This is a genomic window from Methanobacterium sp. SMA-27 (genome assembly GCF_000744455.1).
Taxonomy (GTDB): domain Archaea; phylum Methanobacteriota; class Methanobacteria; order Methanobacteriales; family Methanobacteriaceae; genus Methanobacterium_B.
In genome coordinates this window covers 1,107,927-1,132,768 of sequence record NZ_JQLY01000001.1, presented here as the reverse complement: position 1 = coordinate 1,132,768, position 24,842 = coordinate 1,107,927, and the positions used below count along the sequence as shown (strand labels likewise).

Below are 24,842 nucleotides of genomic sequence, written 5' to 3'. Positions count from 1 at the left end.
CGGTTACAACCTCATGTTTTAATCAGATTTATAATCGTTGGCAAGTAAAAGCAGGCTCAGGAACATTCCAGAGAAGATGGTTTGAATTCCTAAGATTGAAAGTATCAGTGCCATCATAGCATACTGGATCTGGTATAGAGATCCAAATCCAACTGCACTCCAACTGTAAAGTACATAAAGACCGCCAATAACTCCTGCAGCAAGTAATATCAGACCGACGCTGAGTTCTCTTCCTAGGGAATGGTAACTCATGATCTTTTTTATGATCCCCGAGCTCTTGGAAAATCCATATACTGTTCCAAATGCACCGAAGTGTATCCAAGCCAAAAGCATCTGATATCCTATTATAAGCAGTAAACTACCTAAAATTAGAGTATGTAATCTTGACTGACCCTGTAATGCAACTGTAAAAGTTAAGATTAAACCAACTAAAAGTGCAATAAGGCCCGGTCCAAGCAGGAATGGTGTTGGTCTGTAAAGCATCATGAATCTTAAATGTCTCCATCCATCTGCAAATGAACTGAGCTTGGATTCTCCCTCGCGAGGATAATATGTAATTGGAATTTCAGCAATTTTTATGTTTTTTCTTGCAGCTTCAATAACCATTTCAGATGCAAATTCCATACCTCCACTTTTAAGGTCTAAAATTTTGAGGGTTTCCTTTTTTATTGCTCTCATTCCACAATGGGCATCTGATATTTCTGCACCAAAAAGTTTGTTAAGAACCCATGTTAAAAATGGGTTTCCAACATATCTATGCAGTGCGGGCATTGCACCTTCCTTAATATCGCCCTTGAGTCTAGAGCCCATTACAAAATCTGCTTCTCCTTTTAAAATGGGTTGTATAAATTCATAGGTCATAGGAAATGGGTATGTACCATCAGCATCCCCCATAACTATAATATCTCCTGTTGCTTCTTTAAAACCTGCAAGGTAAGCATTTCCATATCCTCTTTTAGATCCTAATACAACATGTGCACCTGCTTCTTCTGCCTCCTTTGCAGTATTGTCCGTGGATGCATTGTCCACAACAATAATCTCAGTTTCTAATCCATGTTTATTTAGTTTGTCCACTGGAACAGTTCGGACAGTTTTTCCAACAATTCCCTCTTCATTGAGGGCCGGTATAACGATAGAAATTTTCATAGCATCACTTTTCTTTCTAATTATATATTTTAGGATTCTCCGTGAACATTATTATAATATGATTATTATTCTTATTTATTTAAAATCTTAAAAGAGATTTAACAGTTCTTAATATTATCTGGAGGTATATAAGTTTTATTAGGTGAGTTCTTTTTAGATTGATCCTCTGTAAAATAGGAAGTATGATATTATCATGAGAATTACAGCAAATATAACTGCAAATATTATAAGTCCCTTTATCATTTCCAAATATTATAGGAATGGGACCTATCAAAATAACTCCCCCTGTATTAATCTCTGTTTTTGAAGATCCTGAGGACGATTGCAGAGCAGTTCCAATGAATACCAAGAGAAAACCAATTATTATTACTGCAAAACCAATTAAAATAATGGAATTATAGTTAACCATAGTTATTCACTTGAGTAATCTTATTAATCCCTTTTTTTGTAAATCAGTATTTCTATGACATCCATTTCTTATAGTACTTTAAAATCCATATAACTATTAAATTAAAAAATCAATTTTCCTGTTTCATTGCCCATGGAACCCACATTACAACAATAATAATACCCCCTACCACGATTGAAGCAAGTAACACACCAATATTTTGAATTATTCCATAATTGCTTGCATAATAAAATAACCAAAATGCTAAAAAAAGCAACCATGCAAATGCCACAGCAATACTACCATAAACACGTTTTATTTCAGGCTTAACTTGACTCATTATTTTTCTCTCCTAAAATATATTTGATATGATATTTTAATTATTCTTCTTTGATGCGATATTCAATAACATTTGATAGGGTTCTTTTTTCTGCAATTTCCATTCTACACATATCATCAAGTGTTTTTTCCAGATTTTCATGGCAAGAAATATCGTTAAATTCCTTACAAATCCCATTTATACATGGACATTCAATTGCGTCCGCCAAATAATTGATATCTACCCAATTTTTTGCCTTACATAAAAGATTGTAAACTGGTAAAATGGACACCACTGAAATTCTTATTTCATCATCAATATTTATCTCTTCAATATCACCTTTTAAATCGGTAGCGATTTGTTTAAGTTCATCTAAACCTTCATCAGGCGTTACAATGAATACATGTACTTCCTGTGAGATAAAATAGGATCCTCTACTAATATTAAATTCATCCTTTTTTAGTACAATTCCTCCTATGTCTTCTACACACTCTAAAACTTCATCAAATCTATAAACTCCACCACTATAAACAAGAATTTTATACATTTCAATCCACCTAAATTAAAAATTTAAATTAAATTTTTTTAGTAAACAAATTTCCAACAAACTTAATAATCTGATTTTTTAGGTTACTAAACAATGATTGTATGTTCAACAATATTAAATTTGACGAATAAATTTGAAATCTAAATTGTAATTTATACGATTAAAAATTGGTATATTGAAAAAATAATGTGGATATTTAAACTTTAAGATAACAATAAAATTAAAATAAAATTCAAAAAAAGTAAATAAGTAATTTAAATAGTTATTCACGTTCTCAATTGCAATTATTATATTAATCTATAATTTCATCACAGTCAATGTGAATTTTTAGATTAATTTGTTCTTTAATTTAATAATTCTTATTGTAGTAATTCAAATCTTTTCTCAAGATTTATTGAGACTCACTTAATTGAATTAACATTGTAATTATTGTATTAATTTAATTTCTGAAGTTAATTTATAGGATTATTTTCATTAAAATCTGAAGATTCTAAAATACTCAAACCAGTATTTTCCCCAATAATCTCTATATACACTACCCATTTAGGATTTTTCTCACTAAATGTTAAATCCATATTTATGAACTCGTTCATAACATGTTTTCTAATTTTTTGACAATTTATATTATTTTTATTCTCTTCGTAGCATTTGATCAGAAAGGTATCATTCGGTTTGGTTAAATCGACAGATAATTCCTTAATTTTATTAATAATAGATTTTTGGCTTGTTCCAACAACAGTGTTAATTGGTACTACTCGGGATATTATTTTTGTGGGTGTGTTATTAATTTTATTTGCAACTTCAACTGAATCGGTTCCTAATTCGACTAAAACCACATCAATAGATTCAGTTTCTTTAATATATAACACTGGTGTAACATTTTCTAATGTTTGTTCAAGTTCTTCAATTCCTAGTAATTCCTCTTTTCCATCTTCACGATCTGTATAGTCAAACATCACAACCATATCAAAATTTTCTGTTGACTTGATCATATCACCTCCATGAATACTATTATATTATATCCTCATAAGTTAATAATAGTATCTATTAAGATGTGATAGGGTGTTTTAGATGATGCTTGACAATGAACATGGATGGGCAAGTATTGATTTTATAGTTGCATTTATGATAATATTATTTACAATTCCTGGAATAATAGCCATAATAGAAGAAAGGGTAGACACTGCCAATCGAGTCCAAGAAATAGCAGAAGCTAAAGTACTTTCAGAAAATATTGCAGAGAGAATAGAAATGGTGTACTCAGGTGGTAATGGATGCTCAATAACCTACAAAATGCCTCCAACAATAGCTAATAAACCATACATAGTGCACGTGAATTCATCGGGGGTTTTTATAAGGTTCAACGGAAAAATGGGAAGTGCTTTCATAAGCCCTGTGAAGATATCCAACAACCCCCGTTATGATTATAATGTATTTATGGAAGCTAATAAAACCTATAATATCTCAAATATTAAAAATGAGTTTAACTACGACTGTATAATAATAAAACAAATCTAAAAAAAATTCACATATTTTATTATGATATATAAATGGTTTAATCATTTATTAAAAGAACAAAATGGTCAGTTATCTGTTGAATACATTCTAATAATGGCAGTCAGTATTATAGTTTTATTATCTTTTTTCCCATATGTATACGAAATTAATGAATTAAACACGTGTATGACAGTTGCTCGAAATGGGGCTCTTGAAGGTGCTTTAATGGACAGCTTTGCAGTTTACCCCGAGGATAAATATGAATTTTATATGAAGGAACATCCACGACTTAAAAGTGGAACAAAAATTGTTATTGTTAAAATAGACTACAAAAAACAAGGATTTGATACAAAATACAAAAGAAATAAAATAAAAATTAATGTATATGCTTCGGCCCCATCATTAAGAAACCCTGGTGACAGAGACTGTGCAGGCGATAGAATAAATTATTATGTGCGTAAAGATATATGCGAAGCATTTAAAACAGAAAATTTAACCAATTTATATTACAATCCTGCATTTTCAGACAAATACTTTATTACCACGGCAGAAGTGAATTGGGTTTAAATTCTATGTATAATATTTAAAAATTGTTTAACATTCTTTTCAGGTTACCCATTATCAATCCAATTATAAAAACTAATACAAAGTATCTCAGTCATTCATAATTCCAGACATTATAGTATGTGGAACAGTAAACGAATTAAAATAAATAACCAATCGAAAAATGTAAGACACCCCAATATATCAATTAATAATGGGAGGGATATAAAATAACAAAATTGATTTTAATAGTTTCTCCTTTCTACATATAATATTTTATATTAGTGTATTTTATTTTTTAAAGATTGGTGTGCTAATTATGTTTTATTAGGTTTTTGAGCAAATAACAACATTTAATTATTTCATTTACAAAAGATAAATATTGAATAAAGTTACTAAATACAATCCATTATTTCACCAGATTTACAAACATTATCCATAATTCTCATATAACATACAATTCCATCCTTAAAATGTTAAGAAAATACAGTTCTTCATTAATACGGGTAAATCTTGACTCATTCATTGATAATTTTATAATTTAATTAAAAAAGAAGGGCTGTTGGGATGGTTGTATTTAAAAAATTAAAGGAATTTTTTAATAAGTTGATAGGGGATTAAATGAGCAAAACTAAAAAAGAAAAACTGGATGATGTGCTTGCAGGTTTAATAAAGGTGGGGCAGATAAAGGCCTGTGGAATTGTTTCTAAGGAAGGTCTTTTAATAAATTCAATAACACCACCAGACGTTGATGCCAGAATATTTTCTGCACTTTGCTCCACAATAATGGGAGCTGCCGAAGCAGCATCAGGACAAATGATAACTGGGGCAGTATCTCAAATATCAGTTAAAACTGAAAAGGGAACTATTGTTCTTCTCCCTGCAGGTATTAAAGCTATCCTTACAGTTCTAACAGATCCTGAGGCCCAGATTGGACTGATATTTTTTGAAATGGAAAACAGGGCTGCACAAGTTGATGAAATTCTTAAGGAGATGTGAATCATGAAAAAAACACACATCCCTAAACTGGATTCATTTATTGGTGGAGGAATCCCTGTTGGATCATCTATTATTTTCTGTGCAGTACCCGGGGTTGAATGTGAAGCATTTGGCTACCAGATTTTAAACGGGATAGTTGAAGATGGATATAATGGTTTTATTTGTACAAATGTTACTGAACCATCGAATATAGTATATGAATTCAGCAAGTATGGATGGAACCTTGAAAAATTCCTAGATGAAAAAAGAGTTTTCTTTGTTGATGGATGCTCAAAACTCATGGGAGTCCCTTCCATGGGCAAATATTCCATAGATGAATTTTCCCAGATAGAAGAAATGGTACTCAAAGCAATTGGTGATATACCCAACGGTGTTGGAGTTATAAATAATTTATCAACGTTAATTGATTATATAGATGAAGATAAAATCATTGATATAATAGGCAGGTGGAACAAACGTGCCAAGGAAAAAAAAGTTATTTTAGTGTATATTTTTACCAAATGGGATTACTCACCCGAATTGATCAATACATTAACCAGTTCAGTTGACTGTACAGTGAGTTTAACAAGTATCGAAGAACGTGTAATTATTGGCCAGGGCTTTATGGTTACTAGTGCATCTTGGACTGAACCCCAGAAGAACATGGTACTCTTTTTTGTACTACAACCCGGTGGTGTGAAAATATATATTCCCAAGATACTTGTGACCGGACCATACAACTCTGGAAAATCAAGTTTTGTAAAATCTATATCAATAGAATCTGTTTCTGTTGATAAAATGGCTTTAGAAAAGTTTCCAACTACAATTGCTATGGATATTGGACACGTTGATCACAAGGGATTCATAGCAGATATATTTGGAACTCCAGGACAGGAACGTTTTGACCTTATGCTTGATATTCTAGCCAAAGAATCTGTTGGAGCATTTATATTAATAGATTCCAGTGCACCTCAAACATTTGCAAGGGCAAAGGAAATGATCAATAAAACCCAAGCAGAAGCCATTCCTAAAATTATTGTAGCAAATAAACAAGATTTACCCGGTGCTCTAAACCCTGAACAAATTAGAGAAAGAATGAAACTTGATAATAGCATTCCTATAATTCCCACAGTCGTAACTGAAAACACAGGTGTTGAAGAAGCGCTTGATACACTCTTAAAAATATTGTATGGTGAATAAAAATGATCCCCTTTATAGAATCTGGAATTCCTGGATTTGATGAGCTAACCAAATCTGACAATGGAATTGGAGGAATCCCGGAAAATACCGCTACTTTAATTTATGGTCCTGCAAAGACTGGGAAAACAATTTTCAGCAATCAATTCACATACAAGGGACTTTTAAATGGAGAACCTTGTCTTTATATTACAACAGATCAAGGTGCTAAACAATTAGAAATCAATATGAATGATTTCCAGTTGCCTGTTGAAAAATATCTTGATGATGAAAGCCTTTACATTATCGATACTATATCTGATATTTCAAATGAAAATCCAATAAGATCTAAATCAATTATACCTTCTTACATCAACAATCCAACCGATATCATGGTCAAGGTTGGTTCTGGTATACATTTTGTCTATAAAAATAATCCAAGATTCAGGTCTGTACTAGATTCTTCAACAACACTCCTAGCATATAACGATAATAAACTAATAATACGTGTATTAAAAGCATATTTAATGAGGATCTACGGAGCAGGTGGAACTTCCATAATCACATACACCGAAGATTCAGCGGACAGGATAGTTGAAACTATGCTCAAATCCATTGTAGACAATATAATAAGATTGGATGCCGATGAGTTAACTGTTGAGGCTATGAAAGGAGTTGGAAAGAGAAGTTCACCCTACAAAATAACTGAAAAAGGAATTGTGTTATGAAATTATTAGTATTATTGAGATTCCATCTAAAATTATTGGAAAGTGAGTTTTATGATTCCAACCATTGAATCAGGTATTCCCGGATTTGATAAACTAACAGTATCAAAAAGTAGTATTGGGGGAATTCCTGAGAGATCAACAACTTTAGTATATGGTCCTCCTAAAACTGGTAAATCAATATTTTGCAACCAATTCGCGTATCATGGGCTATTAAATGGAGAAGCTTGTATTTATTTGACATTAGATCAGGGGTTAAAACATATGAAATCAAACATGATGGATTTTGAGTGGTATATCCAGAATTATATCCAAAATCAGACTTTATATGTTATTGATGGTATTTCACAGCTATCAGGTGTAAAGTTTGAAAATACCAACAATATAAAATCTTCATCTGTTGGTAACCCCGCAGATATTATGGTTAAAGTTGGTATAGGATCAAGATTTGTTTACAAAAAATCTGAAAACTTCAGATCTATACTTGACTCTCTTAACACAATGCTTGCATTCAACCCTGATCAGATGGTTATAAGGGTTTTAAAGGCCTACCTTAGACGTATCAGTGAAGCCGGAGGAACAGGACTCATAGTCTATACAGAAAGTGCAGCAGATCCAGAAACTGAAAAAGAACTTTTATCACTTTTTGATAATACAATAAGATTAGATGGAGATTCTATTTCAATTGAATCCCATAATGAAGAAAATTTAATCGATAAATTTGAATCAACCTATACAATCACAGACAAAGGCATAGTAATTAACAAAAAAAACCCATCTTAAAGAATTAAATGAAAAACAACAGCATAACATTCGGTAAATAATCTCAATAAATATTTAAAATTGTTTGTATATAAAAAATTTGATACAAATACTTGGAGAAAAAAATATGAAACAAATGCTTCTCATAACAGGTGTTTTTGATAGGTTTTCTGGTGGAAATTCCAAAGAGGAAAAAACAGAACCTAAATATACTATTGAGGATTACATTGAAATTTTAAATGAATACAAAGATGCTGAAGCCGAAATATTGATAAATATTGCAACTATCTACTTCGAAGATGAAAATATTAAGGAATCAACGAAGCATCTTAAAAAAGCACTTGAAATGTATGATGAATTGGAAGATGTTGGAAAACAAGCCCTTGTTCTAGATATTATGGGAGATATTAATCGATACAATAAAAAAATTCCTAAAGCTTTGGAAAATTACAGGGATGCATATCAACTATACTCTGAAATAAATTCGGATAGTAAGGAAGAAGTAAAAGATAAGATCAAAAATTTAGAAGTCTTGAAAACGGCAGGGATAAATGAAACAAGATATAATATTCAAGAGCCTAGTATTGAAACACCTTCACCTGTCCCGGGTGATGAGATGTCCTCATCAGACTACAATAAAATCAGTGATAATGTGAAAGAAGTTATTGGAATGTTGAAAGGTGCAGACTCCTATAGCTCATATTTAAAATCTGAAGATCCAATGAAAGAACTTAAAAATGCATATGAAATGTCCAGTGAGATAGGTGATACCAGTGGAAAGGCAACTTTACTGCTTATAATGGGTAATGTTTCACTTAAAGAATCTAAAACCAATGCTGCACTTAACTATTTTAAGAAATCACTAGAATATTTCCAAGATATTGATGATGAAACAGGAGAGGCAGCATCAAGGCTTTTAATTGGAACTGCCTACTACATGAATGGCGATATGGATATGGTGAATTCTAACTTTAGAAAGTCCATTAAATTATTTAGAGATTCCAAAGATCTTCTCGGGGAAGATATTGCCATTAGGTTGATGAATGCTATATACGAAGATTAAAAATAGGGATGTGAATTATTTTAATTCAAAATAAAAATTAACGTTTAATTAATAAATAAACAGTTCTTAATGGTATTTTAAGATTTTCTGATATTTTTTTGGCAGGAATTCCTTTACCATATAATCTTTTTACTTCTTTAGCCTTTTCTGGAGTATATTTAATTTTTCTACCTCTTTTTAGGCTAGAATTTTTAAGATAATATACTGTTTTAACAGGGAGGTTCAGCTTTTTTGCTATATCTTTGGGACTTTCACCATTATCCAGCATGTTTTGGATTCTGGTTGCATCGTTGGAATCATATTTCTTGGGTCTACCCCTTCTATGAACAGGTTCAACTTTAACACCAAGTTCATTTAGTGCTTTCATGTACTTCTTTGATATCCTGTTGTAAATACTAACAGGACATGTTATCTTTACAAGATCAGGGTTACTTTCCAAGACTTCCATGATCTTACGTGAAGATAGTTGTTCATTAATGTGTATTTCTTCGGCCAAAAAAATTCAACCCCTTTTATCCCTTTATCATTTCAAGGAATTGCTTTGCTTTCTTAGTCTGGGGTTTTCCAAAGGTCTCAAATTTATTCCTTTCTACCCTAACAACTTCTGGATCAACACAGAAAACATGAGCAGCAACTTCAATTGGAAGTTTACCTGTTGTATTTAGAAGAACAGCACCTGCAGCATTAGAATTAGTCTTAACATGTAGTCCTTTCATTTTATTTTCCATTTCAAATTTCTTTGAGAGTAAATTTTTAATGTTCGGCATAAATTCTATGTTTTCGTGCATGAATTTTTTTAGTATATCTACAACATCTTCGTCAAAATCTTCAAATGCCCTGATCTGGTTGCTGTCAAGGTTTGGGCGCAAATTAGGGAATGGTCCAGAATATTTACTCCTTCGATCATAGCTTGTTGAAAGATAACATTTCAATATGTCCCATAAAATCATAACACGTGGTACTTCAACAAAAAGGTTTTTTTCGAGGTTTTTCCGTGATTTTAGGTCATGTTCAAGTTCTTTATCGTAGGTTCCCCTCTTATTCACAAGTCCTTTTTTTATAAGGTTTTCCTGTACCAATTCATTTTTTATATGTTCCAAATCCCCAATGTCTTCTACCATTTTAGTTGCCATTTTTTTAGCATTTACATGTATTTCATCATATGTTTGAAGTTTATCCTTATTTTTAATGTTATTATCAAGAATAAGTTTGAAAACATCTCTTGCTCTTTTTTCTGCTAGTTTGACATATCCAATTGATAGTGCAGTTTGCACATGTTTATCATTTATTATGGATGGTTTTTTCCGATGAAACTGCATAAATTCTATACGGGCATTTGAACCATATTCTCGACGTATTTCGCGTTCATAATTCATTTGATCCTTGGCATCGATGTTAACTCTTTTTCTAACCCATCTGCCATCTTCAAAAACCTTGACAACCAATGATAGTGTTTTTACAATTCCCCGCTTTTCATGTTTTAGAATTCTCACTATCTTTCTAAATGCTTCTCTTCCCATTGGGGATAATTCAGACATTTTAACCATGTATTCTCCAGATAATGGGAGATATTTAATTATTTCCAGTCTGTGAACTCCCTGGTGATTTATTTCAAGCTGAATTTCACTTGAACCACAGCTGCAGTTTCCATCTAAGAAATTTGCGAGATCATGCCCTGTGAATTTACCACTGCATGCATTACAACTCAAGTTTGCATATTCTTCCAGGTGACCTATGGCTATTTTATGGGAGGCAATTGCAGATTTTACCCTGTCTAAAATATTTTTTTTAGCTGCTGCATTCATTCTAAAGTACTGGGTGTGTTTGTTTACATCATAGATATCTTCTACCTTCATCTCTGACTTGGGTGTGCGCCCGTACTTCATAAGAGATCTGTAAGGTGTTTTATATCCTTTAATCTCCATTGTGTCTCTTAATTCCAAGAGATCTTCAAGATTGTTTTTAAGATATTGGTATATCTCAATGAAACTTTTAAAATCATTGATTTCTTCGGCTTTAACCCAGTTGTGTCTTATTCCGTCAAGGAATCTTTCGGCATTGGCAATTAAAACTGATTCATTCATTTTATTTTTTCACCGATGTCAGCATCTTCAACAGTTAAAAGACTCATGTTGTTGTCGGTTGCAAGTAGCATACCTTCAGATTTTATTCCAAAAAGTTTTGCAGGCGGTAGATTGACCAGTACAATAACAGTTCTGTTCAAAACTTCTTCTGGTGAGTATTTCTTGGCAACTCCTGCAACAACTTGTATCTGCTTTTGACCAATATCTACCATTAGTTTTAAGAGATTATCTGACTTTTTTACATTTTCTGCACCTATAACCTTTCCAACCCTTAGATCCATAGCTGCAAAATCATCAATAGAAATTTCATCCTTCATAGTTTCAACATCCTTTAAATTTTTGTAAAGTTCTTGTTTTTCATTTTTAATAACATCATCTTCGACCTTTAAGAAGATGGGATTAGCTTCACCTATTTCATGACCGGAGGGGATAAGATCTGCGGCATTATCCCAGTTAATATCACTGTTCATATTTAATGTTTTGAATATTTCAAGTGTCTTAACGGGCATGTAAGGAACAAGTGTAACTGCCATGGTCTTTGCAAGCTGATTTGAAAGATATAAACAGTTTCCAGCTGTTTTTTTATCTGTTTTGACAGTTTTCCAAGGTTCTTTATCGTTGAAATATTTGTTTCCATATTTGGCAAGTTTAGTAATTTCTATTAAACCTTCCCTGAATTTGAATTTTTCAATGTAATTCCCAACAATTTCTGGAAGGGCCTTTATCTTGGATTCAAATTCTTTATCATATTCATCAAAATCTGATGGTTCTGGTATTTTTCCATCAAAAAAGCGTGTAGTAAACGTGAATGTTCTGTGAAGGAAGTTTCCAAGCACATCTGCCAGTTCATCATTAACCCTTCTCTGGAAGTCTTCCCATGAGAAGTCTGTATCACGTGTTAGCGGTGCATTGGCAATTAAATAATATCTGAGTGTATCTGAATCGAATGTCTTAAGAAAATCGGATGCCCATATTACCCAGTTTTTACTTGTTGACATCTTCATACCTTCAAGGGACAGATATTCCCCTGCAATTATGGTATATGGAAGTTTACATCCGTAGGCCATTAAAAGTGCCGGCCAGAATATACTATGATGGTAAATTATATCCTTACCAATGAAATGGACGGCTTTGTCATTCCAGTAATCTTCCCATGGTTTACCTGTTTTTTCCGACCATTGAGCAGCCGATGATATATATCCAAGGAATGCTTCTCCCCATACATATATAATTTTACCCTCAGCATCTTCAAGAGGCACAGGTATTCCCCATTCCATATCTCTTGTGAGTATCCAGTCCTTTAGCCCTTCTTTCAACCATTGAAGAGCATAATTTTTAACGTTTGGTGGAAGCTGGTCATTAGATTGGATCCATTCATTGAGTTCATCCTGGAATTTACTTAGTTCAAAGAAATATTGTTTGGATTCACGGATCTCTGGTGTTGATTTACAGATGAGACATGTTGGTTCAATTACCTGTGTTGGTTCCAGATGTCTTCCACATGTTTCGCAATGATCTCCCCTTGCTTCACCACCACAATTTGGACATTTACCTTCCACATATCTGTCAGGGAGGAATCTCGCACATTCTTTACAGTAAGGTTGTTTAATAATTTTTTCGTAGATATAACCCTTTTCATAGAGTTTTAAAAAGAAGTTCTGTGATATTTCATAATGTTTTGGATCTGTAGTTCTTGAGAAGTTATCCAGTGATATACTACAAGCATCAAGATCCTTTTTTATCATCTCATAGTATCTACCTGCAACTTCTATAGGCTGCTTTCCTTCTTGCTCTGCTCTGACTGCTATGGGTGTTCCATGCTCATCTGTTGCACATACGAAGAGTACGTCCCTTCCTTTCATCCTATTGTACCTTGCATATATATCTGCAGGTATGTAAGTTGATCTCAGATGCCCTAAGTGACATGGACCATTTGCATATGGAAGTGCAGATGTGATAAATACCTTACTCAATCTTATTCCTCCTTATTTTAAAGACTTATATGAATTAAAAGTTGGATATATATGGTTATCTAACTTTAAAGTTAAAATTTAAATTAAAAATCAACTCTATGAATTAGACTCTATAATAGATGTGATATATACAATAAATGGTTTATAATATTCCCTATATAAAATATTTGAGTTTGTGAACATGGATATTTTTCTACTCATAAAAAATATTTATAACCTTTTTAAATAATTCTATGCAAAGTATGGAATTAATTTAATAATAAGAACAATCTGGACTACTAATAGTTATGAGTAATTCTTTTTCAAATTATTTTTTTTAATAATTATTTCATCAATTATTCATCGATTTTTTTCCATTGTAAACTTTTAATCGCATCTCGTATCTCTTCAATTCCACCGTCAGCTTCCAGTTCAATAATAGGGACTTCTTCAATTACATTTTCATGTTGAACCTTTACATCGTCGCCTTCTAAATTTTCAATTATAGTTACTATACTAGTTCCATAATAAATGGCCATTCTATTTTCTCCATCTCTGATTAGAATATTGACTAATAGTTATTTTTTTAACTTTTGGTTATTATTTTATTCAAGTTAATTTCCGATAATTATATTGATTTTATTATCGTTTCAACATTACTCCCTATTCATAATGTTTCTTAAGATCTTCAATTATTGATTTTACAGTCTCACCAATATCAACAGGTCCTGGTACTAGACCTAGTTGATTCATTATTTCCTGTATTTCAGATGTTTGACTTAATTCTTGTATTTCAGCTTTCTCTAGGGGTACAGTTTTAGCTTTATCCAGAATAATGAATAGTTCAAATTGATTCATATATTGATTCCCTTCTTATTGAATATAATAATTTTATCACTTTTTAATATGAACATCTTTAGTCTATGAATTGGGTTGATATATGTCTTAACTTTGATTAAATAATTAATTGACAAAATATTATAGGAATGTGATGTTTCTAAAAAAATCAAAACACTATTTTATATTAAATACTCCTATATACTAAATTATAAAATATTTAATGAAAAAAGAGGCAAATTATGGATATATTTGGAATAATAAAAGACTCATTAAAATATCCTTTCACAGACTGGAAGAATATTTTAATATTAGGAATATTAGTAGTGGTAAGTAGCATAATTGGAAATGCAATTTCACTAGGTTATACAAACAATTATGTGATATTTCCATTAATTTGTGTTGGATTCATAACTGGACTTTTTGTAAATGGGTATATGTTTAAAATCATAAAAACATCTTTAAATGAAGAAAATAAACTGCCTGGATTCAATGCATGGATTAACATGTTAATTGATGGAATTAAAATATTTTTAGTTTCCATTGTATATTTAGTTGTCCCAATTTTAATTATAATACTTCTTATACTGCTATTATTTACAGGATTTGATTTATCTATCCTTGGAATGGCTTATACGAGTTTAGAAAGTACTGGAATAAATCCTGCTGTGTATTTGGTTTCAGAAACCTTGCCAGGGATAGAAAATATTATAGTAATAGCATTAAATTTATTCCAGGAATTGTCCATAATTTTTATATGTATTTTGCTTTTGATTATTCCAATCTTTTTAGTTGCAATTGCACATATGGCATACTATGAAGGTGAATTAAGATCAGCATTTAGAATAAACGAAATAATTGAAGAAATCTCAGACATTGGATGGATTAATTTAATTAAATGGTATATTGTAACTGGAATTATATTTTTGATCTTCATGTTTGTATCGAATATAATAGCATTCATAGGTAGTTTCCTGAATTTCATATTAATATCAACTATACTATCTCTAACCTTAATTCCATATTTTTATATGTTCTATGCACGGACATTAGCATTATTTTACATGATGGAATAAATAGACAACCTTTCTTGGAAATTACAAATATATTGCAAATATTTATTGTATTTCCTTTGAAGTAGCATTTAAATATGAATCTGAAATTATTATTTATCCACTGCTCTCATAACCTATTTTATATTTAAAGTGCATATGATTATCATGGTTTCTGTAGCATTTATAAATCCGCTCTCTGATGAAGGAAAAATGATAGTTCGTGAGCTTGGAGAGTTTGATGGTGTATTATCTGAAAATGATGATCTAATGAGCATTGTTACCGAAAGCAGATCACAGGAAATATCTGATGATTCATTTATTCCACGAAGTTACTTTGATCTTGCACTAAAACGAATTGAATGGTATGCCAAGAAAAAGAATGATAGAAATTTTGATCACAAACAGTACGATTTTCTATTCAATCCAGATATTAATAAATTTGATGTAATTGCATTTTTCCTATTATGTCAGGCTATAGGAGTAAAATATGGTCCAAATTCTAGGGAAAGTAGAGTTCTGGTTGAATCACAGGGAAAACTCATTGAAAATCGTCTGGGTAAACTTTCAAAAATAGAAAGGAATGTACTTGTAACTAACATATTAAACAGTCTTTTAAGTTCTGCACATATTAAATGGACCTTTTTTGAAGATCTTATCAGTTCAAAGAAACTTAAGTTGCATGAACTCATTCTTGATAGTGGGGAAATAATTCTTGACAAGGATGATTTTCTTGAAAGATTCAGCCATAAAATTCAGGGCAGAAAACCTGAAAAAATGTATGAAGCACTCATAGGAGACAGGATCAAGGAACTGGTAATGATCAAGATGGTGATGCAGAATACAGAGAATTATATTCTGCAGGTGGGTGAAAGATCCAATAGAGAAATAGAACCCAACCCAATACTTCTGGAATTAGCCGATAAAATTTCTGATGTACTCTTAGCATCTGTACAGACATTCGGACAAGGCAGTGGCGGTTATGGTGGGAGTGTAAAGGCATCTGCTTTGAACCCCAAAGCATTCCCTCCTTGTGTTAAAAAGGTTATGGAAGGTATGAAATCTGGAGGGAGAAATGATGCTATAATCATGTTTTTAACACCATTCATATCATATGCACGTTTATATCCAGCTGTTTTCAGTGAAAACATAACAAAACAGATTTCTGATGTAGATCCAACACTTGCCATTATTCAAAACGAAATACTCCCTTTAATATTTGGAGCTGCAGAAAGATGTAGTCCACCACTGTTTGAAGACCAGCCTCAAGATAAGGTTAATTTAAATGCAAAACTTGGATTTGGTATGCACCAAAACCCTGAACTTAAAAATGAAGGTGAAACAACATGGTACACACCCATGAGTTGTGAGAAGGTTAAGATACATCTGCCAAGTTTATGCAAACCCGATGAAACCTGTAAAAAAATTGGAAACCCCCTTTCCTATTATAACAGGAAAATTTGGGTTGTTAAAAAAGAATCAAAAGCTGAATCAGCTGCTGAAGAGGATAAAAAGGATTAAATGACCATTTATAATGTTGATAAATATATAAGGATTTAATTCTTCAAACTTTAATTTAATAATAATAAAAAAGGAAATAAGAGATGGTAAAAATCGAATATTTAACTCCAGCAAGTCCCGAAGAGAGGAAAAGATATTATAGGGAAGAATGGAATATTAAACAGGTCCCAGAATATATAATCCATTCAATACAGGAAAGAGAGTTCGGTTTTGATCATGTTGGAAGGGGACCTAACGATAGGTATAAAGTTTTCAGAACTCCTGATTTACTCAAACGTTTTTTAAAGGTCAGAACTCCTTTTGCTGCATATTGTTCTGTTGCATTCTATGATAAACCTAGAAGAAGGGATAGATGGACAAAAGCTGAGCTTGTTTTTGATGTGGATGCAAAAGATATACCTGTAAGAACCTGTGAATGCGAAGGTGTATGTGAAATCTGTTTAAACGAAGCTCGTGAAATAGTTTTAGGTATAATAGATACACTGAAAGCGGATTTAGGTCTAAAAAATATACACGTTGTATACTCTGGAAGGGGATATCATATCAGGGTTTTAGACAATGATGTGATGAGTGTTAACAGTGATGTAAGGTCACAGATTGTCAAATACCTTGTTGGTGCTGATGTACCTGAAAATGAGTATAGTTTAGACTTTGAAAAGGTATCCTATGAACATTTTGTGATTCCTTTTGGATATCCTAATGTTTTCACTAAACGTGTTAAATATGCAATACTACATTTAACTGAAAATTCTGAACTAGATGAAGTAAATAAAAAATTGCTTAAAGACGTCCTAAAACACAGGCAACTTATTGAGCTCGATAATTGGGGTATGTTCAAGAATAAAATCGGCCCTCAACGATACAGAAAGGTTATAAAAGGGATTGCATCTATTAATATGAGCTTGGTAGATGCTAAAGTTTCCATTGACCTTAAAAGGATTTTAAGACTTCCTTCTTCTCTGCATTCAATGGTGAGTATGAAGTGTACCGAGGTTAAAAATATAGAAACCTTTGATCCATTCGATGATGCAGTTCCCAAATTTGTGTACGAGAGAAAGTAGAATAATCCTATTTATTCCATGGATAATAAATTGATCCATAATATTTTTATAAAATTGGTAATGGTGATTTTTATTGGATAATACAGTCAAATTACTTATAATTGTGATTACGATCTTTGCCGTAATTGGATTCACATTCAATTCTAATAACACACTTGTAAAATATCCCTCATTAATAACTACCAACCAACTATCCACTAATTCTAACATTATAAACCCTAATGAAGCCATTTCCATAGCCAATTCAAATATACCTGCCTTTGGTGAAGTACGATATGGTGTTACTCTAATACAAAATGGACAGAATCCATATTACCTGGTTACATTATACGAGAATGACCCGGGACTTAAAAATTATGGTCAGCCCATTGTTGTTTCAAAGGTTGATGCCAGAACTGGCAAGTTTTTAGGAGCAATGATATAATTTAATTAAATATACTCATAAACAGTGTTTCTTTCAACAGGATGGCGCCCTATAGCTTCTATTATTTTTATCATTCCATCACGTGGCAGATACTCACCATGAGATGCACCTGCTGCAACTGAAATCTTATCTTCCATCATTGTGCCTCCTAGATCGTTGGCTCCACAACAGAGTGCTATCTGGGAAGTTCTGATACCAAGCTTTACCCATGAAACTTGGATGTTAGGCATGTCCCAGCCAAATATTACCCTGGAAATTGCATGTATTTTCAGATCGTCCATACCACTAGCACCAATCGATTTTTGACCAAGGTTATTGTTGAGCCCTAGAAAGGTTAATGGCACCAGTTCTGTGAATCCATTTGTTTCACGTTGAATATCACGAAGTATCATTAAATGATCAATTCGATCCTCCCATGTTTCAACACTACCGTACATAATTGTGGAAGTTGTAGGGATATCCAGACTATGGGCTTCCTTAATTATTTTCACCCATTCTGCAGTTGATACTTTATTTGGACATATTTGCTTTCTCACTGAATCAACAAGTATCTCTGCGGATGCACCTGTCATGGTGTCCATACCTGCCTTTTTGAGAATTTCTAAAGCTTCAAATGTGGTCATTTCAGAATTTTTTGCTGTTTGGTATATCTCAACAGGTGAAAGTGCATGCAATTTTATATTGTATTTAGATTTTATGGCTTTGATTATCTCTGTATAATAATCAACTGTCATATGGGGCATTATTCCCCCAAAGAGACATATTTCTGTTGCACCTATTGTTTGTGAATCTTCAACACTTTCCAATATTTCTTCAATAGTCATTTCGTATCCAAGATGATCCCTAAATGAACAGAATTCACATTTGATCATGCAATGGTCTGTGATATCTATAGCCTTGTTGGATACAAATGTGACATTATCTCCAACTATTTCCTGTCTTAACCTGTCTGCAATATTGAATAATTCAAATGGATTTGAATCAATCAGTTTTAAAGCATCTTTTTTTGTTATATTCCCTTCAAGAGAATTTTCGTAAATATCATCCATAATAAATCTCCCTACAATTTAGATGTGTTTATCATTATTCTGTTGTTACTTAAAATTATTTCCATTTAAAATTATTCTTCTTAAAAGAAACTCATTCTGTTAACGATAATTATATAAAAACTATAATATATTCATCTAATAAAGGTTATTGTAATTTTGATGTAAGATTTGATATCTTAAGGACTATTATTATTGTTTAAAAGAAATTAGGGTAGATTAAATTATTTAACCAAATATATTTTTATATAAAAAAGAAAAAATCTTAATTTATAGATTTTTATATATAATTCAGTTTTCTAATATGTTGCTTCGTAGAAAATAGAATTTACAATTGTGCTAATGACATCAGAGTACATGTATCTGTAACCATTTTGTTGTAGATACTGGTCAGGATGAGCTAGACCAGTGAATGATGGTGGACTGTAATTATCATCATGTGCCCTTTCTAAAAAGTCTAAACCTGTAATAACTTTAGCTGGTGGCCAGAAAATTGAGAAAACATATCTTGTTCCTTTTATAGATTTATACCATGCCGTGCCCATTTCATACAGAACACCCGCATCTGCACCACCATATATATCTATAATAAGTGCATTTTTTGGTACTTGGCTTGATTGAAGAACTTCGATATGATAATTTGGACCTAAACCCATATTATATGCTTTTAATCCTAATGCATTTAACCCATTAATTATATTTGTTACCCTTTCGTTGTCTATTTTGACATTTCTAATATTATCACTCGTGATATATATCGGTTTAAAAGCTAATAAACGATTTAAATTTATTATTGATCCATTTATGGCCATTATTTGTTTAAATTTTGATATTGGTATATTGGTAGTTCCATATGTAACATGGTTTGGAAGTCTATGATTAGCGTTATAGAATGTCTGAATTCTTGGTAGGCCATCATTAATCTGAATCAATGACAAATCTCCAACTAGTTGTCCTTTTGAAGTTATATTCTGTTGAAACTGTGCCATAGTTAACTTGGATGTTCCAAAAGTAATATAATTTGGAAGTCTGTGATAAGAGTTATAGAATGTTTTCACTCTTGATAAACCTTCATTAATCTGAGTTAAAGATAAACTAATGGTTGGTGCTGTTACTGCTACAGATTTTGTATTTGATGAGGATGTGTGAATAGCTACACTTGTTGAATATACTTTAACAGATGTATTTGATGAATTTAGACTCGCAGCACTAATTGAAGTCATACTTAATACAAGCACCAATAATAACAGCGATAAAATCGTGAAAAACTTTCTTTTATTAATATAACCCACTGTTTTAACCCCCGGAATAAATAAACAACGGTCTCTGACACATAATATTCATCATAATTTATATATAAGTTTTGCTATTTGGAATTAGTGTTAAATTAGGTTAAAAAAAGTTTATTAGGACTGTAATCTGTTTTTTTGGATCATATGTATTGAATTATTATTTATTTTACTAAAAGGATAAAAATTTAGAGGTTCATCAATCAAATGAGTTATTAATAGTAATTTTTTCTGGATATCTTTCGGTTGATATATAATAAACTAAGAAATTATTTTTTTCTTAAGTTTTATCTAAAAAGGAGTTCCTCGTTGTTTAAATAATGATATAAAAATTCTAGAACATTTCCTTCAATATTATCTGATTCTAAAAATACCTTTAAATCCATAATTTTATGTTCGTTCATGATCTTCTTTTTAAGATGTTTTCCAAACTTTAAATACCCCGATTTTTTTCCTGTCATAAGATCTGATAGAAGTGTTTCAGCATTTACATAATCCCTTTCAACACCAACAACCCATCTATCCCCTTCTAACCATGCATTTTGGCCGTGCTTTTCTAAAAATCTTTCCTGATGTTCCCTGATCCATATATGGGGACCAAGATGTTTTTTTATTCTTGGAAGGTTCCATATCTCAAATTCAAGTAATATCATTACAACTTCATGTTCATCTGTCCAGGATTCACTTCCAAATACTGAGAATCCTTCAGATTCAGCAACCCTGACAATACTATTTTCAGTTTTTTTGATCTGTGGATAAATTGCATCTGCAGGTATATTAGGTGGTTTAAAACTTATTAAAAATGTTTTTGTCCCTCGTAAATTGAACTTGTCAGTGATTTTCAATGGATCATTTATGATATCTTTATTTGCAAAGTATTCCTCAGAAGGGTTTGCAATAAAGTTTTCTGATGCAACTATAAACTCTGACATTTTTTGGAGTGTCAGTGCCGCAGCTACATTTCTATTTTTGTCAACAGGGTCAACTGCAACCATAGGATCCTTAAATAAGTTGGATGTTCCATATTCTTCAAGATCAAATGAGAAACCATGGTTCCAGTTTTCAGCTGCATTTTTAAGTGTTTCTGTGAAGTTTCCATAATTTAAAATTAGCATTTCACAGAGGTATCCGGCAAAACCACCTACTTTAAATTCAGATCCATAAGTCCCAACAGATTCCATGAATTTTTTAAGGAGAACAACTTCATCTTGCTGTTCAAGTGTTAATTTGGATTTTATATATTCTGTGTGTAGCAAAGTCCTGTCAACTGCTGATTTAAGTTCCTCTGAATTCTTAATATTGTAACATGGAACAAAATCAACATAATAACCCTCAATGTAACCTGTTACATATGGATGTGATGCGTAACGTTCCTCTGATTTACCTTCCATTTTTTTGATGGATTTATGGCCAATTTTAAGTCCATATTTCTTTAGATATTTTTCGTCTGTGTCAAGAGGGAATTTTATTAATATATCTATATCAGCATTACCAGTTAACCATGTACCTTTGGCAACAGAACCAACAAGCATTGCATCTGCTTTTACATCCATACTTGCTGCACTTTCATTAATCACTTCTACAATACGTTTAGAAAGTTTTTTTACCTTCTCATTTTCTTGTTTTGAAGGTTTTATTTCTCTTAAAATATTTTTATAATTTATATTCTGCAAACTGTGTCACCTTTGATTAAAATATAATGTTACATAAACAAAAATTTAGATTAATATAATTCATATGTTATGATTAATATTTCTTAAATATAATTAGTGTAATATAGGCAGATAACTAGAGGAATATCTCCTTTAAATCCGTGTATATTGGCCCAACTGGTGTGAGATCGCTTTCTTTAAGTACTATTCTATCAACTTTCATACTTCCAATGTCTATATCATCAAGTTCCTTTACAAGGTTTGAAAGAAGTTCTTTGTTTTGTACTCCCTTTACACGACCAATGGTAAGGTGAGGAATATAACTTCTCTCTTTATTAAATCCCATTTTAACAAATTCTTTGTCAAAATCCTCTTGCATTTTGGAAAATGTGTCTGGTTCTTCAACACCCAACCACAATACCTTTATATATCCCAGGTTTGGAAATGCACCAATACCTTTAATTTTTATATTGAATGGCTCATAATTTTCTGCCTTGCTTTCTACCATGTTTAATATTGATTCAGCCTTTTGTGGTGTGATATCTCCCAGGAATTTGAAGGTGAAATGCAGGTTTTCAGGTTCAACAAATTTTATTTGTGCATTTGCCTCGGCTAATACCTTTTGGACTTCCATTATTGTATCCACAAGTTTTGTATTTACTTCAACTGCCATGAATGCTCTCATTTTATCACCTTGTTGCAAGATCCTTTATTCTGTTAAGACTTTCATTGGGAGTTTCAATTGTGTTTAATAGGTACACATCCTGTTTACTGAAAACTTCCCTAAAAAAATTTTTCCTGATCTTGAACTTTCTATCATTTCTAATCAGCTGGTGTGGATTGCAGAAATCTTTACCAACCATAAAATCCAAGGCTTCATCAATATCAAGCTTTAAAAAGGGAGGATGATTTTTATCTCTTTCAAGAAGTACTACTGTTCTTAAAGTTGAACTCTCCCTTGAACGTCCCTCAAATAATGTGTTAACATCGGCAATACCTCTGCCTTGTATATCAAGTTTAACTTTATTAAGTTCTGTAGAAAAAGATTTCCAGACGTTAGCTATATCATCACGTATATATGAATTCTTTTCTGAGGAATAGATAACATTTCCATTTTTAAATAGTCTTGTAAAAAACCAATCATCTGAAATATAGTTGAAGTCAGGGTTTTGTAAAAGTCCATATGTAAGTGTTGTTTTACCAGTTCCAGGAGGTCCTATAATTGCAATGGCATGTCCATTATAGTCAACTGCAGAACCATGAACAGAATATCTTCTATGTATAGAATGGTATTCCTCGAAAAAATCAGATATCGCTGCAAGTGCAATGCTTTTTATCCAGCCATAGTAGTCACAGTTCTTTATTATACATGTATTTGATACTGGTTCGTACATTACTCTTAGATCACTACCATCTTCAACAGAGAACACCTTTGCATGAGGTCTTATATCTTCGTTCATAAATTTGAAGTTGTCTTCCCATTCTTCTTTAAAGTCGGGATTGTCTGTTAAAAGTTTTACACAAGCACCATGTATATTGGCCTTTCTCTCGTATCTCACATCTGCCACGAGTTTGTTGAACATGTCATCCTTTTCTTGGGGGCTGATTATTTCAACTTGGTATCCTGACATATAGATTAACACCTGTTATTTTTCTATAATAGTTTCTTCAATTGCCATTCCAAAGTGTCTTGCACTTTTATCAAGGTAAACCATAACTTTGTCACCAATTTTCAATTCAGCAACAGATTTTGGTTTTCCATTTTCCTGTACAAGCCGTATTGTTTCTGCATTTTGAAGAAGAGTTCTAATGGCAAAGCCTTCATATTCAGCTTCTACAAGCATTAATGGACGTTTCTCGATTTTAACACGGCCTACAACTGTTGTTTTAGTATTTCCTTCACTATCAACAGTTAAAATTTCATCTCCTGTTTCAATTTCAGAGAGATATCTAGTTTTATTGCCCGGGGTCATTATATATGCATGAACTGGGCCTGCGTTAACCCTGAAAGGCCTTGATGCAACATATTCACTTTCCAATGATTCACTGTGAACTAAAAAGAGTCCTTTAGAATAGGATCCTATTAGCATACCTTCTCCAACCTTCATCATTGAACAAGTGTCAACACACACTCTGTCACCGGAACCAACTGGTTCAACACGTGTAATAGTTGCGGGTACCAGTGAATAGTTTTCAGAATCTATCTTTTCAAGGAATTCTGCAACCTTCTTTATCTGAGATATCTCATTTGGGTTTAACAGTACACCATCTGTACCATATTCCAGTGTTTCAAGTGCGAGTTTAGCTTCATCAAAGTTTTTAACAGATGCTATTATCTTTACATTGTCCCCTTGTAGATCTGCAATAATATTCTCAAGTGGTATCACTGTCCAATCTTTTCCAAGGAGGATCAAATAATCTGCAACTTTTCCAAGTTTTACTGCTAATTCTTCGTGTTTTTTGCTCGAGATCTCAACGTATGCAGCTACAGTTTTACCCTTTCTTTTTAAACTGGATATTGTTTCTAAATCCTTTGATTCAGTCAGATCCATTGGAATTGTTAGGGTTCCATCACCTTCCGCATTTCTTCCAACAAGGATTATGTCTGAACTATCTAAATCCGAGACAAGTGTAAGGTTTCCAAGTTTTTTTATCTTTTCTGTATCTGTGAAATCAACAATATGATTAATTCCCGATTCAAGGGCTGTTGTAATATACTGCTTTTTTGTATCCCAATTTTTTCCTTCTGCCATAATCCATGCAAATTTCATTGGTTGTAC

27 protein-coding genes are annotated in these 24,842 nt (G+C 32.1%); 11 read left to right on the top strand and 16 right to left on the bottom strand.

Annotated features, from left to right (window positions below):
* Positions 1-18: 18 nt before the first annotated feature.
* From DL91_RS05745 to DL91_RS05725, 5 genes are all read right to left on the bottom strand, one after another.
* Positions 19-1,146, bottom strand: a complete 1,128-nt coding sequence (locus DL91_RS05745) for a glycosyltransferase family 2 protein (RefSeq protein ID WP_048190624.1) — start codon at positions 1,144-1,146, stop codon at positions 19-21.
* A 79-nt stretch (positions 1,147-1,225) separates the two neighbouring features.
* Positions 1,226-1,555 (bottom strand): DUF131 domain-containing protein, encoded by a 330-nt coding sequence (locus DL91_RS05740; protein WP_231551411.1) that lies wholly within the window; start codon positions 1,553-1,555, stop codon positions 1,226-1,228.
* A 109-nt stretch (positions 1,556-1,664) separates the two neighbouring features.
* On the bottom strand, positions 1,665-1,874 hold the full coding sequence (locus DL91_RS05735; protein WP_048190623.1) for a hypothetical protein: 210 nt from the start codon (positions 1,872-1,874) through the stop codon (positions 1,665-1,667).
* A 40-nt stretch (positions 1,875-1,914) separates the two neighbouring features.
* Positions 1,915-2,400: a methyl-coenzyme M reductase family protein gene (locus DL91_RS05730; protein WP_048190622.1), complete on the bottom strand. Its 486-nt coding sequence runs from the start codon at positions 2,398-2,400 to the stop codon at positions 1,915-1,917.
* Positions 2,401-2,852: 452 nt separating this feature from the next.
* Positions 2,853-3,392: a THUMP domain-containing protein gene (locus tag DL91_RS05725; RefSeq protein ID WP_048190621.1), complete on the bottom strand. Its 540-nt coding sequence runs from the start codon at positions 3,390-3,392 to the stop codon at positions 2,853-2,855.
* 79 nt (positions 3,393-3,471) lie between these two features.
* Between DL91_RS05725 and DL91_RS12860 the strand changes: the two genes are divergently transcribed.
* From DL91_RS12860 to DL91_RS05690, 7 genes are all read left to right on the top strand, one after another.
* Positions 3,472-3,918: a hypothetical protein gene (locus DL91_RS12860; RefSeq protein WP_052374237.1), complete on the top strand. Its 447-nt coding sequence runs from the start codon at positions 3,472-3,474 to the stop codon at positions 3,916-3,918.
* Between the two features lie 93 nt (positions 3,919-4,011).
* Positions 4,012-4,464 carry a hypothetical protein gene (locus DL91_RS05715; protein WP_231551410.1) on the top strand — a complete coding sequence of 151 codons (453 nt, stop codon included), beginning with the start codon at positions 4,012-4,014 and terminating at the stop codon, positions 4,462-4,464.
* A gap of 597 nt (positions 4,465-5,061) precedes the next feature.
* Positions 5,062-5,439 carry a roadblock/LC7 domain-containing protein gene (locus DL91_RS05710; RefSeq protein WP_048190619.1) on the top strand — a complete coding sequence of 126 codons (378 nt, stop codon included), beginning with the start codon at positions 5,062-5,064 and terminating at the stop codon, positions 5,437-5,439.
* A gap of 3 nt (positions 5,440-5,442) precedes the next feature.
* On the top strand, positions 5,443-6,618 hold the full coding sequence (locus DL91_RS05705; RefSeq protein ID WP_048190618.1) for an ATPase domain-containing protein: 1,176 nt from the start codon (positions 5,443-5,445) through the stop codon (positions 6,616-6,618).
* A 2-nt stretch (positions 6,619-6,620) separates the two neighbouring features.
* Entirely contained in the window at positions 6,621-7,322 is a 702-nt protein-coding gene (locus tag DL91_RS05700; protein WP_048190617.1) for an RAD55 family ATPase, read from the top strand.
* Positions 7,323-7,373: 51 nt separating this feature from the next.
* A complete protein-coding gene (locus tag DL91_RS05695; protein WP_048190616.1) occupies positions 7,374-8,102 on the top strand; it encodes an RAD55 family ATPase in 729 nt (242 codons plus the stop codon).
* A 106-nt stretch (positions 8,103-8,208) separates the two neighbouring features.
* Entirely contained in the window at positions 8,209-9,144 is a 936-nt protein-coding gene (locus tag DL91_RS05690; RefSeq protein WP_048190615.1) for a tetratricopeptide repeat protein, read from the top strand.
* A 37-nt stretch (positions 9,145-9,181) separates the two neighbouring features.
* Here the strand turns inward: DL91_RS05690 and DL91_RS05685 are convergent, their stop codons facing one another.
* From DL91_RS05685 to DL91_RS05665, 5 genes are all read right to left on the bottom strand, one after another.
* Positions 9,182-9,640: a helix-turn-helix domain-containing protein gene (locus tag DL91_RS05685; RefSeq protein WP_048190614.1), complete on the bottom strand. Its 459-nt coding sequence runs from the start codon at positions 9,638-9,640 to the stop codon at positions 9,182-9,184.
* Between the two features lie 16 nt (positions 9,641-9,656).
* The gene (locus DL91_RS05680; RefSeq protein ID WP_048190613.1) at positions 9,657-11,228 is read right to left on the bottom strand and encodes a DUF530 domain-containing protein; all 1,572 of its coding nucleotides are present in this window, start codon (positions 11,226-11,228) and stop codon (positions 9,657-9,659) included.
* The gene (gene metG, locus DL91_RS05675; protein ID WP_048190612.1) at positions 11,225-13,201 is read right to left on the bottom strand and encodes a methionine--tRNA ligase; all 1,977 of its coding nucleotides are present in this window, start codon (positions 13,199-13,201) and stop codon (positions 11,225-11,227) included. The genes DL91_RS05680 and metG overlap by 4 nt, the downstream gene beginning before the upstream one ends.
* 335 nt (positions 13,202-13,536) lie before the next feature.
* Entirely contained in the window at positions 13,537-13,719 is a 183-nt protein-coding gene (locus DL91_RS05670; RefSeq protein WP_048190611.1) for a hypothetical protein, read from the bottom strand.
* A gap of 124 nt (positions 13,720-13,843) precedes the next feature.
* Positions 13,844-14,038 carry a hypothetical protein gene (locus DL91_RS05665; RefSeq protein WP_048190610.1) on the bottom strand — a complete coding sequence of 65 codons (195 nt, stop codon included), beginning with the start codon at positions 14,036-14,038 and terminating at the stop codon, positions 13,844-13,846.
* Between the two features lie 221 nt (positions 14,039-14,259).
* Here DL91_RS05665 and DL91_RS05660 point away from each other — a divergent pair, with 221 nt between their 5' ends.
* The 4 genes from DL91_RS05660 (at position 14,260) to DL91_RS05645 (ending at position 18,075) form a co-directional block, all read left to right on the top strand.
* Positions 14,260-15,093: a DUF4013 domain-containing protein gene (locus DL91_RS05660; protein WP_048190609.1), complete on the top strand. Its 834-nt coding sequence runs from the start codon at positions 14,260-14,262 to the stop codon at positions 15,091-15,093.
* Positions 15,094-15,228: 135 nt separating this feature from the next.
* Positions 15,229-16,590, top strand: coding sequence for a DNA primase (locus DL91_RS05655; protein ID WP_231551409.1), 1,362 nt, complete (start codon positions 15,229-15,231; stop codon positions 16,588-16,590).
* Positions 16,591-16,673: 83 nt separating this feature from the next.
* Entirely contained in the window at positions 16,674-17,651 is a 978-nt protein-coding gene (gene priS, locus DL91_RS05650) for a DNA primase catalytic subunit PriS (protein WP_048190607.1), read from the top strand.
* A gap of 73 nt (positions 17,652-17,724) precedes the next feature.
* On the top strand, positions 17,725-18,075 hold the full coding sequence (locus DL91_RS05645; RefSeq protein ID WP_048190606.1) for a PepSY domain-containing protein: 351 nt from the start codon (positions 17,725-17,727) through the stop codon (positions 18,073-18,075).
* 5 nt (positions 18,076-18,080) lie between these two features.
* Here the strand turns inward: DL91_RS05645 and cofH are convergent, their stop codons facing one another.
* The 6 genes from cofH to DL91_RS05615 form a co-directional block, all read right to left on the bottom strand.
* A complete protein-coding gene (gene cofH / locus DL91_RS05640) occupies positions 18,081-19,124 on the bottom strand; it encodes a 5-amino-6-(D-ribitylamino)uracil--L-tyrosine 4-hydroxyphenyl transferase CofH (RefSeq protein ID WP_081882619.1) in 1,044 nt (347 codons plus the stop codon).
* A 296-nt stretch (positions 19,125-19,420) separates the two neighbouring features.
* A complete protein-coding gene (locus tag DL91_RS05635) occupies positions 19,421-20,413 on the bottom strand; it encodes a pseudomurein-binding repeat-containing protein (RefSeq protein WP_156096030.1) in 993 nt (330 codons plus the stop codon).
* Between the two features lie 284 nt (positions 20,414-20,697).
* Positions 20,698-22,083 (bottom strand): CCA tRNA nucleotidyltransferase, encoded by a 1,386-nt coding sequence (gene cca, locus DL91_RS05630; protein ID WP_081882618.1) that lies wholly within the window; start codon positions 22,081-22,083, stop codon positions 20,698-20,700.
* 115 nt (positions 22,084-22,198) lie between these two features.
* Positions 22,199-22,747: an RNA 2',3'-cyclic phosphodiesterase gene (gene thpR, locus DL91_RS05625; protein WP_048190603.1), complete on the bottom strand. Its 549-nt coding sequence runs from the start codon at positions 22,745-22,747 to the stop codon at positions 22,199-22,201.
* Positions 22,748-22,751: 4 nt separating this feature from the next.
* Positions 22,752-23,693, bottom strand: coding sequence for a hypothetical protein (locus tag DL91_RS05620; RefSeq protein WP_048190602.1), 942 nt, complete (start codon positions 23,691-23,693; stop codon positions 22,752-22,754).
* Between the two features lie 15 nt (positions 23,694-23,708).
* The gene (locus tag DL91_RS05615; protein WP_048190601.1) at positions 23,709-24,833 is read right to left on the bottom strand and encodes a 3-dehydroquinate synthase II; all 1,125 of its coding nucleotides are present in this window, start codon (positions 24,831-24,833) and stop codon (positions 23,709-23,711) included.
* Positions 24,834-24,842 lie beyond the last annotated feature (9 nt).